The sequence below is a fragment of the Ruegeria sp. HKCCD4884 genome (genome assembly GCF_013110855.1).
GTDB lineage: Bacteria > Pseudomonadota > Alphaproteobacteria > Rhodobacterales > Rhodobacteraceae > Ruegeria.
Map to the genome: position 1 here is coordinate 156145 of NZ_WVRJ01000003.1, position 12843 is coordinate 168987.

Here is a 12843-nt window from a genome sequence, read left to right on the forward strand (position 1 = left end):
CTGGGTGCGATCACCCATCAAGCGCGCTCCCTTGCCCCATTTTACGCAGACCGTCAACAATCGTTGCCAATGCCATGCTGAGTGACCCTTTGGCCAATACCGTGTCACCTTCATTGATCAATGCAGGTAAATGCTCGGCCATCTCGGCGCTGGTTTCGAACCAGAGCCCGCGCTTGTCATCGGGTAGCGCCTTGTGCATGGCCTGCATCAAGGGGCCGATGCAATGCACCTGATTTACTTTCCCCATGGCTGCAACATTCGCCATTTCGGCGTGCATCGCCACTTCCTGCGAGCCCAGTTCCTTCATGTCACCCAAAAACGCGATGCGGCGGGTACCTTGCGACGCAGCCAGCACGTCCAGCGCGGCCTCCATCGAGGTTGGGTTGGCGTTGTAGCTATCGTCCAGCAGTTCGATTTGGCCACCACCGGACAGCGGCAAGCTTTCGCGCACACCGCGCCCCTTGACCGGCGACCACGCTCGCAGTCCCGCGACCGCCTGATCCAGATCGACACCCAGTTCCACGCAGGCCGCCAGAGCCCCAAGCGCGTTCATGGCAAAATGGGTGCCGGCAGAGTTGACCTCAAAGCGGATGGGATAATCGCCGATCACGGCTCGGGCGTTCACGGCGTTGGCCGCTTGCTGCACGTCGGTCAATCGGTAATCCGAGGCCTTGCGACCGAAATCAACAATTCCCGTCCCGTGGCCCAGCGCGGTTTGGCGCAGAATGTCTGCGTGCTCGATGTCTGCATTTACAATCGCGGCCCCGCCGAGCTCCAACCCTTCAAAGATCGCCGCTTTTTCATGGGCGATGCCTGCGACTGATTCAAAGGCTTCCAAGTGCACCGCAGCCACGGTTGTGACCAGCGCCACATGTGGGCGCGCCTGTTTGGCCAGAGGGGCAATCTCGCCCGGGTGATTCATACCGATCTCAATAACGGCGAATTCCGTGTCGCGCGGCATCCGCGCCAAGGTCAGCGGCACGCCCCAATGGTTGTTGTAACTGGCCACGCTGGCATGGGTCTTGCCTTGGGTTTCGAGGATCGTCGCCAGCATTTCCTTGGTCGAGGTCTTGCCGACGCTGCCTGTTACGCCCACCACGCGCGCATCCGTTCGCGCCCGTGCGGCCTGACCCAAGGCTTCAAGTCCAGCCTGAACGTCTTCGACGATTAGCAAAGGTGCGCCGTCCGGCACATCATCGGGTATGCGCGACACCAGTGCAGCGCCCGCCCCCTTTTCCAACGCCTGCGCCACAAAATCATGACCGTCCCGCGCAGCTTTCAACGCGACGAACAAGTCTCCGGGCTGAAGGGTGCGGGTGTCGATCGATACTCCATTTGCAACCCAATCACGCGTCGCCTGACCGCCTGTGGCCTCGGCGGCTTCGGATGCTGTCCAGAGTGTCATGCTACCCTCCCGTCAAGCGCGGCCACAGAAATACTGGCCTGTTCAACGTCATCAAAGGGCAGAACCTGATCCCCGACGATCTGGCCGGTTTCGTGCCCCTTACCAGCAATCAGCAGCGCATCGCCCGGTTGCAGCGCGTCGATGCCACGCAGGATGGCTTCGGCCCGGTCGCCGACCTCGGTCACGCTGGCCTGGCCTGCGGCCTCAAGCGCACCTTCCATGACTGCAGCGCGGATGGTGGCCGGGTCTTCGCTGCGTGGGTTGTCGTCGGTGACAAACACCACATCAGCATGGTTCGCCGCCGCCTTGCCCATCAGAGGGCGTTTCGTGGCGTCGCGATCCCCACCTGCCCCAACGATGGCGATCAGACGCCCCATGACATGCGGGCGCAGCGCCTTGAGGGCCGTGGCCACTGCATCGGGCGTATGCGCGTAGTCCACAAAAACCGTTGCACCGTTGTCGCGTGTTGCGGCCAGTTGCATCCGTCCCCGTACCGTCGTCAGATGTGGCAGAGTTTCAAAGACTTGCTCGGGGCTGTCGCCAGCGGCGATGACCAACCCACAGGCCAGCAGGATATTTTCGGCCTGAAATCCACCAATCAGGTTTAAACGAGTCTGGTAGGTTCGGCCTTGCCACGAAAAGCGCAGGTCCTGTCCTGTGGCGTCAAACCGCTGATTGATCAGGCACAAGTCAGCATCGCCAAGACCAACGGTCAACACCGATTGGCCCCGGGATTTTGCGATCCGCTGGACCTGCGCCCCCTTAAGGTCACTCAGATTGATCACCGCCGTGCCGTCTTGCGGCAACACACGGTCGAACAACCCGGCCTTGGCGGCAAAATACGCCTCGAAGGTTTCGTGATAGTCCAGATGGTCTTGTGTGAAGTTGGAAAACCCTGCGGCAGTCAGGTGCACGCCATCCAGGCGACGTTGCTCCAGGCCGTGGGACGATGCTTCCATCGCGGCATGGGTCACACCATTTTCAGCCGCCTCTGCCAGACAGCAATGCAGGGTGATTGGTTCAGGGGTGGTGTGCGCCAACGGTGCGGTCCATGCGCCCTCAACCCCGGTGGTTCCAAGATTGACAGCAGCGTGATCCAATTCAGACCAAATCTGGCGCACAAAGGTGGCGACAGATGTTTTTCCATTGGTTCCCGTGACGGCGACGATGGTTTTTGGTTGTGCTCCAAACCACAACGCAGCCGCCCCGGCCAGCGCCTGACGCGGGTCTTCAACCACAATCAGTGCCGCGTCTGATGCAGAAAGCTCGACCTCGGCGATCTGAGCCCCTTCGGCATCGGTCAGGATCGCGGATGCACCCATGCGCAGGGCAAACTGGATGAACTCTCCGCCATGCACTCGCGTACCGGGAAGGGCCGCGAACAGGAAGCCGTCTTTCACTTCACGGCTGTCAACAGCCAGACCTGTGATGTCAGGGTTTGCGCCCCCGCGTGCGGTCAGGGCCAGTTGGTTGAGTTTCTTTGTCCTTGTGCCCATGACCCACCTCTTGCCGGACAGCCTAGTTTGAGGTCAGCGTTATAGCAGCGCCCGCCTCAGGCTCAAGCCGGGGGCGCAGGCCCAGCAAGGGTGCGACGCGACCAATAAGTTCGGCGGCGACCGGCACAGCCGTCCAGCCCGCAGTGCGGCGCTTTTCGCCATATGCCACAATCGAAGGTTCGTCCAATGTGACGATCAGAACGTATTTCGGATCATAGGCCGGAAAGATCGTCGCGAAGGTCGCAATGACCTTGTCATCGTAATACCCGCCACGCGGCTTTGGCTTATCCGCTGTGCCCGTTTTACCAGCCACGTCATAGCCTTTGACCTCGGCAAAGCTGGCGGTGCCGTCTGTCACCACTTTGCGCAGCATATTCTGAGCCTGACGCGCCGTGCTGTCCGACATGGCCCGAGGGCCGTATTGCGGACCATTTTTTCTTAGAATAGTCGGGCTGACATAATGCCCGCCATTTGCAATGGCCGCGTACCCGGCCGCCAGATGCATCGGGCTTGTCGACAGACCATGGCCGTAGGAAATGGTTACAGTGCTCAACTCACCCCATTTCTTGGGCTTCAGGGGCACCCCGCCCTTAGCCTCGACAATTTCAAACGGCGTTGGATCGAACATGCCCAACGTGTTCAGGAAATCCTGCTGCCGCTGCGCACCGATCTGCAACGCCAACCGGCCCGTACCCCGGTTCGAGCTGTGTACGATCACGTCCGCAACACTGATCTTGCCGTAATTCTTGCCGTTGAACTCTCCGATGGGAAAACGCCCGATCTTCATCGGGCCTGACGTGTCGATGATGGTATTGGAATTCACAAGCCCCAGTTGCACGGCCTGCGCTGCAGTGAAAATCTTGAAGACTGAGCCCAGTTCGTACACGCCTTGCACATAGCGGTTGAAGAGCGGGCTGTCTGATGGATCAAACCCCGAGGTCGGCGGGCGCGGACGGTCATTTGGATCAAACGACGGCAGAGACGCGGCTGAGACAACCTCACCCGTGTGTGCGTTCATCAGAACGGCCGAGGCCCCCTTGGCGTTCATGATCTTCATGCCGCCATACAGCACCTGTTCCACAGCCGCCTGAATGGTCAGGTCCAGCGACAATTGCAGCGGCTTGTTGCCGTTGGCCGGGTCACGCAGATAGTCGTCGAACTGTTTCTCGACACCTGCAACACCGATCACTTCCGCAGCGCTGACACCTTCACGACCAAAGCCGGACCCGCCCAGAATATGCGCGGCAAGCTTGCCGTTAGGATAAAGTCGCATTTCGCGTGGTCCAAACAGAATGCCGGGATCCCCGATGTCGTGTACGGCCTGTTTCTGTTCGGGTGAGATTCGTTTCTTGATCCACAGGAACTTACGCTTGCCCGTGAAGTCCTTGACCAGACGCTCTTTGTCCAGATCCGGGAAGATTGCCACCAACTGATCTGCGGCGGCGATCGGGTCGATCATTAGGGGCGGCTGCGCGTAGACCGAATAAGTGTCCAGATTGGTCGCCAGGATGCGCCCTTCGCGGTCAACGATATTGGCACGCTGCATGGCAATGGCCGCACCCGGCGCACTTGCCACTGGCTCCTGCGCTTCGGATGTGGCCAGCATACCCATCCGGACGCCAACAACCGAGAAGGCGCAAAAGAAGAACAGCCCCAACACCAACAGGCGCCCTTCCGCACGGGCGCGGGCGCGGTCTTTCATATCCTCGTGGCGTTTGCGGATGTTTTCCCGTTCAATCGCCTTTGGGTTTTCACCTCGGGCGCGGGCATCAAGAATTCGGGCCAGCGGTCGCAGGGGGGTGCGTGTCATGGAATCTGCACCTCGCCCAACGCCTGAATGTCGGTGATGGCCTGCAACTCAATCGGATCAACGATGGGCAGATCGGGGTCTTCGGCATAGGCAATCTGATCGGCACGCCCAAACTGTTCTGCCCGCAGCGGCAACAGACCCAGACGCTCAAAATTCAAATCTGCCAATTCGCGCAGTCGGTCAGGACGATTCAGGTAAGCCCATTCCGCGTTCAGAACAGCCAGCCGAACCTGTGCCATGCCAATCTCGCGCTGGAGTTTCTGCGTTTCTTTAACCACCTGCTGGGTGCGGTAGTTTTCCTGATAGGCCCACAGCGCCAATCCAAAAACGGACAGAGCGGTCAACACATACAAAATACTCTTCATTTTGCCCTTCCCCCCAGTTGCGGCATCCCTATGGCACGGGCCTCAATTTCCCCTGCCGGTGCCTCAGTTCGGATTGCCACGCGCAGTTTGGCCGAGCGCGCACGCGGGTTTTCCTGCAATTCCTGCTCATCTGGCCCAACGGCCTTGCGGGTCTTAAGCGTGAATTGGGGCTGATCCTGTTCGATTTCAGGCGCATAGCGATTTGCACGCCCTGTCTTGCCCGCGCGGGACTGGAAGAACCGCTTGACCATTCGATCCTCGATGGAATGGAAAGTCACGACAGCCAGTTGCCCGCCAGGTTTCAACGCGCGTTCCGCAGCCATCAACCCCTGAAACAACTCTTCATACTCGGCATTGACCGCGATCCGCAGCCCTTGAAAGCTGCGGGTCGCCGGGTGCGATTGTCCGGGCTTGGGGCGCGGCAGGCAGGATTCAATAATCTCAGCCAGACGCAGGGTCGTAGTAATTGGTTCTTCGCTTCGCGCTTTCACAATGGCCTTGGCGATCCGGCGGCTTGCGCGTTCCTCGCCGAAATGGAACAGGATGTCAGCCAGTTGCGCCTCGGTCGACGTGTTGACCAAATCAGCAGCGCTTTCGCCTTCCTGGCTCATGCGCATGTCCAAAGGGCCGTCCTTCATGAAGGAAAAACCGCGCTCGGCCTGATCTAGCTGCATCGAAGACACTCCAAGATCCAGAACAACGCCGTCCAGATCCTGTGCGTATTCGTCCATCTGTGAGAATACACCAGGCTGCATAACCAACCGGTTGCCATACTCACCCGCCCAATCAGCGGCCATTTCAAAGGCCAGCGGATCACGGTCGACGCCAATCACCTTGTCTGCCCCTGCATCCAGCAACCCGCGCGTATATCCGCCTGCCCCAAAGGTGCCGTCCAACCAAACACCCGACACCGGAGACACTGCGGCCAACAGAGGGCGCAGTAGAACAGGGATATGGGGTTTCTCAGAGGGAAGGACAGCGCCGGACATGCCGTCACGCGTCCCCGACGCCATCGAGATAGACCATCGGGTCGAAATCGTCGGGCAGATCGTCCATCCACTCTTCGGCCTTGGCCAGCTCCTCGACCTCATAAGTCTCGGGCTTCCAGATCTGGAAGGTGTCACCGGCGGCGATAAAGAAGGCCTCATTCTCAAGGTCGATCTTGTTGCGCAGCTTGGCAGGCAAAACCAGACGTCCTGTTTCATCTACGTTTGTCGGGAAGGACTGACCGTGGAACATGCGTTGCAGCATCTTGCGTTCCATCGAGCCACGCGGCAACGCGTCAATCTTGGCGTCGACCTCGTCAATCGCCTGCATGGTATAGCACTCGAGGTATTTGCGGCGGTGGTCGCCATAGACAATCACTAGCTCAGGATTGTCACCGGGCTGCCAGTTGGGATCGGATGCTTCAAGCACACGGCGAAACGAGGCCGGGATCGAGACCCTGCCCTTCGTGTCCACCTTATGGTGGCTTTCACCTCTAAACCTGCGCGCCAAGACGACTGTCCCTTTCGCTTGCGCCCCACCTCAAATTCACGTTCCCCCCGGAAGAAAAACGGCGGGTTGATCTGCTGCCACTGATCAACCCGCCGCATTGACCCGCTTTGCGGGATGTCCAGCTGCACGCGCCACCTGGGGGGATGTCTGCTCGCCCGCGCGCCGGATCTCTTGGTTGATGAAAGCGAGATGCCTGTATGAAACCTGATTTGTATTTTTGGTTCGGGGTCGTTTGGCGCCCCTGCTGCCTCGTCCTCATCGGATGCATAAGGGATGCCATGGGAATTCATGGAAATCAACAGGAATTTTTCCATTCGTGACACCTGAGGCACGCGATGTATATACTAAAATACAAGGACTTTGGCATCAAGGCACCACAAATAGTGAAGCTCAACCAGACGCAGACTATATATAGAAAAAATCACTGGGGAAAAATTTCCCGCGCCTTCCCGAAAAAAATTGAAATTTTTTGCTCAGGCTGGATTTTTTGACTCGCATGAAGCAGCCAAGCGCAAGAATCTACCAGAAAAAGACAACAAAGATTCCGGCATTCCCCTGCCCGTACCAGCGTCGCCCACGAATTCCCATAGGTCGTCACTTGGCACTTTAAACGCCCTACTTCGCGCTGCCGCCAACCCGAGCGGTTAGAATCGGCAAGACGACTTTAGGCACTCCAAACAGTCATTCTTTGACATACTGCGCACATCCAGAATCCGTCCTCTGCGTTTCAAGTCGCACAAATTCCCGCCGAATGCGCTCAATTCCAAGGCAGTTCACATCGATGCGATTTTCGGGTCGATCAAGTTGCCCTTGGGTAAAACCTATATTTTAAAGGCGCATATCGTTGCCGGGAAAAAAGCGAACCAATCTATGCATTTGCTGCATAGCAGCATTGATGACGTGACCCATTGTGCAATCGCAGCATTTGCCTATCTTCAGTCTCAAGCACGGACCGACTGATATCGGTAACGCAAGAAAGACGGATGATGAAAATGGCAGTTGCAAGCACACAAACCGCACCCAAGAGCGCACCGGCGTTCGGACTGAACACGCTAGTTGAAAACGCCAAGACACGCTTTGCACGCTATCGCATGTACCGCCAGACTGTGAACGAACTGTCCTACCTGTCGAACCGCGAGCTGGCTGATCTGGGCCTGCACCGTTCGATGATCCGCCGGGTCGCCATGCAGGCGGCAGAAGACCACACCGCGCGCTGAGCGCACCAAAGATACCGAGATCAGGCCCTTCCTCCTCCCTTTAGGGTCTGTAATCAGCGGCAACGTCTCTCCTCCTCCCTGACGTTGCCGCACCCTATACCGGCCTCAAGATGCCGGAACCTGATACATCGAGGCTCTCCTCCTCCCTGCCTTGATGTTGAAAGCGCGCGGCGACGTCGTCCTCCTCCCTGACGTCGCCGCGTCTTACCCATACCGGGCTCAAACCCGGGTTCGTATACATCAGGGCTCTCCTCCTCCCTGCTCTGATGTTGACAAGACGGCGGTTCCCCTTCCTCCTCCCTGGGAACCGCCGTTTTTTGTTTTTCGGGCACCTGTGTAGGATGGCATCCTGATTTCTGATCCGGAGAACGCCATGGCTGCCTATTTCATCGCGCAAATCGACATACACGACCCGGACGGGTATCAAGATTATCTGGCAGGGTTCATGCCGATCTTCGACCGCCACAAAGGCCGTTTGCTCACGGTCTCATCGAAACCGATCGAGCGAATCGAAGGCGATTGGCCGGAAGGTGGAATTGTGCTGATGGAGTTTCCAGACCTAGCCACAGCGAAAGCCTGGAAAGACGACCCTGATTACATCGAGTTGGCGAGGATCCGGCAAGCCACCGCCTCGACTAATTTGGTTCTTGTCGAAGGGATCTGACGCCTCAAAACGGAACGTCGTCCTTGTTGGTCAAAAAACGCGACACAACCTTCTTCGTGCCTGCCTTGTCGAAATCAACCTCGACCTTGTCGCCCTCGATACCAATGACCGCGCCATAGCCGAATTTCTGGTGAAACACGCGCTCACCCAGCGTGAAGCTGGCCAAAGCGGTGGCGTCGATCACCGTGTTCCGACTTTCGCGGGGTTGTGACATGCCATATTGCCCCTGCCGCGCCTGCATCCGCTTCCAGCCCGGTGAGTTATAAACATTGGCTTCGGCTGCGCGCGTTTCGATTCCCGCTGTCTTGTGCCCGCCGCCATAGAGGCCGGGAGGAGTCAGAACCTCGACATGGTCTTCCGGCAATTCGTCGATGAAACGCGAAGGCATGGAGTTCTGCCACTGCCCAAAAACCCGCCGATTGGCGGCGAATGAAATCGTACAAACCTCTTCCGCGCGGGTGATGCCGACATAGGCCAGACGCCGTTCTTCCTCGAGCCCCTTTAGGCCGGATTCATCCATGGAACGCTGCGAGGGGAACAACCCATCCTCCCACCCCGGCAGGAAGACAACCGGAAATTCGAGCCCCTTGGCAGCGTGTAGGGTCATGATCGACACCTTTGCCCCGTCGCTGTCTTGTTCGTTGTCCATCACAAGGCTGACATGCTCAAGAAAACCTTGCAGGTTTTCGAAATTGTCCAGTTGGTTGACCAGTTCCTTAAGGTTTTCCAAACGCCCCGGCGCTTCGGGAGTCTTGTCGTTCTGCCAATGGGCCGTATAGCCGGATTCGTCGAGGATGATCTGGGCCAATTCGATATGAGTGTGCTCGGGCGCACCGAACCGCAGGGGTGATCCGTCATCGATCACCGAGTCGTCGTCCACCTCGATCCTCGGGCCGCGCGTCATCGCGTTCCATCGCGCCAGCCCATCAATCAACTCGCGCAGGGCTTTGCCACCCTTCCCCTTGATCAGCCCATGGTCGACGGCGATCCGTGCACCATCGACCAGAGAAACGCCGTTTTCACGTGCGGTCATCTGAATGGTCTGCTGCGCCTTGTCACCAAGGCCGCGTTTTGGCGTGTTTACAATACGCTCAAAGGCCAGATCGTCTTCGGGGCTGATCACCAGCCGGAAATACGCCATGGCATCGCGAATCTCCATCCGTTCGTAGAATCGCGGGCCGCCGATCACTTTGTATGGCAGACCAATGGTCAGGAAGCGGTCTTCGAACGCGCGCATCTGGTGCGAGGCGCGGACGAGGATGGCGATTTCATCCAGGTTCACCGGGCGGATACCGCGTGTACCGCCTTGCATCGCGTCGATTTCCTCGCCGATCCAGCGGGCCTCTTCCTCGCCATCCCAATGGCCGATCAGGTTGACCTTGTGGCCGTCCTCGGCATCGGTCCAGAGCTCTTTGCCCAGCCGGTTTTCGTTGCCTCGAATGACGTTCGAAGCTGCCGCCAGAATATGCGGGGTCGAGCGGTAGTTCTGCTCCAACCGCACCACATAAGCGCCCGGGAAATCTTTCTCAAAGCGCAGGATGTTGCCCACTTCGGCACCGCGCCAGCCGTAAATCGACTGATCGTCGTCCCCCACACAACAGATATTCTTGTGCCCTCCGGCCAGCAATCGCAGCCACAAATATTGGGCAATGTTGGTGTCCTGATACTCATCCACCAGGATGTAGCGGAACCAGCGCTGGTATTGCTCCAACACGTCCGGATGGGTTTGGAAGATCGTGACCATATGCAGCAGCAGGTCGCCGAAATCTACCGCATTCAACTCTCGCAGGCGCGTCTGGTACTGTGCATAAAGCTCAATACCCTTGTTGTTGTACGCCCCCGCGTCTGCGGCGGGCACCTTATCCGGTGTCAACGCACGGTTTTTCCAATCGTCGATAATACTGGCCAGCAACCGCGCAGGCCAACGCTTGTCATCTATGTTCGCCGCCTGAGTAAGCTGTTTCAGCAGTCGCTTTTGGTCATCGCTGTCCAAAATAGTGAAGTTCGATTTCAGATCGACCAATTCCGCATGACGGCGCAGCAGCTTGACACAGATCGAGTGGAACGTGCCCAGCCACGGCATCCCTTCGGCAGGCTGGCCCAGCAGGCGACCGACCCGCTCTTTCATCTCGCGCGCGGCCTTGTTTGTGAATGTCACAGAGAGAATCTCATTCGGACGGGCGCGCGCCGTGTTGAGCAAATGCGCGATACGGGCCGTCAGAGCCTTGGTTTTGCCCGTCCCTGCCCCAGCCAACATCAGAACCGGGCCATCCAGATGTTCGACCGCGTCCCGTTGCGCCGGGTTCAGTTCATCCAGATAGGGTGACGGGCGCACGGCCATAGCCCGCGCCGACAGCGATGCGCCCTCGAAGGCGTCCATTTCGTCAAAACTGCTCATGGGCCCAAACTACGCCGGATAAGCCCGAAGGGAAAGAGTTTGTTCACGGCTTGTTCACAGGCTTTTTGCCTCTGTTCCAATAAATCTAAAACATTTGCTTTGGTATGTTCCGGGCTGAATTAACGCTCTGTCAAACCCCTCCGCACATCCTGCCCTTACCAATGTGGGAGAGTGTGGACATGGACGGGGCTGGGACGGCAGGCATCAGCACAAGGCTAAAGACGTTCATAATAACGACAATGCTGCTTGCGCTTACAGCGCTGGCCGGTTGGGGAATCTATGCCATCCCTGGTCCGGTCGTCGATCATATGCTGGAATCCGATTTACGCCATCGTGCCGTTCAGATGGGACGCCAAGTCGAAAGCCAACTGTATGATCTGCAGGTGAGTTTTGAACGGCACATTCTAAGTCAGCATGACCTAGCCTTTCTGGCTTTGCTGCCTGAAACCTCTGACATCTATAGATTCAAGCTATTCGACGCCTCCGGTCAAGTGTTCTGGTCCACGCGCGAGTCTGATGTTGGAAGTGTGAACACAAAACCTTACTTCGCTGACGTCGTCGCGATGGGTAACTTGTTCTACAAACACGCTGAAAAACCGATTGCCGAGGTCGACTCGCTGGATACCCACCAGCTAGAGGGTTTTGACACCAATACCCGTCACGTTGCTGAAATCTATGCGCCCGTGGTCCAGAATGGCCGATTTCTTGGGGCAATCGAATTCAATTCTGACATCACAGATGTAAGAAATCTGTTTATCAGCCGCGTGCGGCTTTCTTTGATCGTCGTCAGCACAGTGGTTTTGCTCGCCCTGAGCACCGTGAGCCTTGTGGTGTATCGCACCAACCAGAGGCAATTGGGTGTGTTAGAGCTTCGGGCGCAGAAAGAACGCGCATTGATGGATGATCAACTCCGCCTGGCACGCGAGGTGCGTTTATTGGGCGAGTTGAACGAGTGGCTACAGTCCAGCCGATCGCTGGACGAGCTATTCGACATGGTATCGCGGTTCATGACCCACATTCTGCCCGAGTCCGAGGGCAGTGTTTATGTCTATTCCAACTCGCGCGATGTGCTGGATGGCTGTGCAAGTTGGAATGGCGGCGCACACAAAGCGCATATTCATCCCGAAGGGTGCTGGGGTCTGCGAAGGGGGCGAACCTATGAATTTGGCGCATCCGAGATCGACTTTGTCTGCGAACACGCGGAACCGCATGACGGACGGCCCTATTTCTGCTTTCCCATTCTGGCCCACGGGGAGGCCGTTGGCCTGCTGCATCTGCGTGCGCTTGAAGGGCGCGAGGCTTGCTTCCACAAAAGCCGCAAACTGGCACAGCCTTGCGCCGAACAGATCAGCATGGCGATTGCCAATGACCGCATGCGCGATCAACTGCATGACCAATCGGTGCGCGACCCGCTGACCGGCCTGTTCAATCGACGTCACATGACCGAAACGCTGCGGAAATCCATAAGCCGCAGTCAACAGACGGGTGCCGCGCTGAGCTTGATTGCCGTGGACGTGGATCACTTCAAGAAATTCAACGACACGCATGGGCATGACGCCGGTGACATGGTCCTGCGTGCAGTTGGGGGCGCGTTGGAACAGAGTTGCGACCGGGACGAGGTTGCCTGCCGTGTCGGCGGTGAAGAATTCATGCTGATCCTGCCGGACAACACCCCCGAAGACGCCATGACGCGCGCCGAACAATTGCGTCAGGCGATTGAAGCAGTCGCGGTCCGCTATGGAGAAAAGGCGTTGCCGCGTATCACGATCTCGGTCGGCGTTGCGCATTACCCGAAACACGGAACCATGCCGCAGGATCTTATGCGCGCAGCAGATGATGCGCTTTACGTCGCCAAGGACCAAGGGCGCAACCAAGTTCAAGTTGCTGGCGAGTCGCAAATTCAACCCAAACGATCTGAAGCTGACAGTGACCCGAAAAATTCAGATGCGGCCTAACCCCTTGCCGAATCGCACGGTGGGTCGGATCAATCC

10 protein-coding genes are annotated in these 12843 nt (G+C 57.8%); 3 read left to right on the forward strand and 7 right to left on the reverse strand.

Features of this window, described 5'->3' with window-relative positions:
• Positions 1-10 precede the first annotated feature (10 nt).
• The 6 genes from murF to mraZ are packed head-to-tail and all read right to left on the reverse strand — an operon-like array spanning position 11 to position 6573.
• Complete coding sequence (gene murF / locus GS636_RS05550) at positions 11-1405, reverse strand: UDP-N-acetylmuramoyl-tripeptide--D-alanyl-D-alanine ligase (RefSeq protein WP_171668740.1); 1395 nt, start codon at positions 1403-1405, stop codon at positions 11-13.
• Positions 1402-2901, reverse strand: a complete 1500-nt coding sequence (locus GS636_RS05555; protein ID WP_171668741.1) for a UDP-N-acetylmuramoyl-L-alanyl-D-glutamate--2,6-diaminopimelate ligase — start codon at positions 2899-2901, stop codon at positions 1402-1404. Before GS636_RS05555 ends, murF begins: the two co-directional genes overlap by 4 nt.
• A 22-nt stretch (positions 2902-2923) precedes the next feature.
• Positions 2924-4711, reverse strand: coding sequence for a penicillin-binding protein 2 (locus tag GS636_RS05560; RefSeq protein WP_171668742.1), 1788 nt, complete (start codon positions 4709-4711; stop codon positions 2924-2926).
• The gene (locus GS636_RS05565; RefSeq protein ID WP_171092339.1) at positions 4708-5076 is read right to left on the reverse strand and encodes a cell division protein FtsL; all 369 of its coding nucleotides are present in this window, start codon (positions 5074-5076) and stop codon (positions 4708-4710) included. Before GS636_RS05565 ends, GS636_RS05560 begins: the two co-directional genes overlap by 4 nt.
• Complete coding sequence (gene rsmH / locus GS636_RS05570; protein WP_171668743.1) at positions 5073-6065, reverse strand: 16S rRNA (cytosine(1402)-N(4))-methyltransferase RsmH; 993 nt, start codon at positions 6063-6065, stop codon at positions 5073-5075. The genes GS636_RS05565 and rsmH overlap by 4 nt, the downstream gene beginning before the upstream one ends.
• A gap of 4 nt (positions 6066-6069) precedes the next feature.
• On the reverse strand, positions 6070-6573 hold the full coding sequence (gene mraZ / locus GS636_RS05575; RefSeq protein WP_171092341.1) for a division/cell wall cluster transcriptional repressor MraZ: 504 nt from the start codon (positions 6571-6573) through the stop codon (positions 6070-6072).
• 992 nt (positions 6574-7565) lie between these two features.
• Here mraZ and GS636_RS05580 point away from each other — a divergent pair.
• Positions 7566-7790 (forward strand): DUF1127 domain-containing protein, encoded by a 225-nt coding sequence (locus tag GS636_RS05580; protein ID WP_171668744.1) that lies wholly within the window; start codon positions 7566-7568, stop codon positions 7788-7790.
• Positions 7791-8163: 373 nt separating this feature from the next.
• Entirely contained in the window at positions 8164-8454 is a 291-nt protein-coding gene (locus tag GS636_RS05585) for a DUF1330 domain-containing protein (protein ID WP_171105720.1), read from the forward strand.
• A 4-nt stretch (positions 8455-8458) separates the two neighbouring features.
• Here GS636_RS05585 and GS636_RS05590 read toward each other — a convergent pair whose 3' ends face one another.
• Positions 8459-10852 (reverse strand): ATP-dependent helicase, encoded by a 2394-nt coding sequence (locus tag GS636_RS05590; RefSeq protein ID WP_171668745.1) that lies wholly within the window; start codon positions 10850-10852, stop codon positions 8459-8461.
• A gap of 179 nt (positions 10853-11031) precedes the next feature.
• Between GS636_RS05590 and GS636_RS05595 the strand changes: the two genes are divergently transcribed.
• Positions 11032-12807 (forward strand): diguanylate cyclase, encoded by a 1776-nt coding sequence (locus GS636_RS05595; RefSeq protein ID WP_171668746.1) that lies wholly within the window; start codon positions 11032-11034, stop codon positions 12805-12807.
• The last annotated feature ends 36 nt before the right edge of the window (positions 12808-12843 follow it).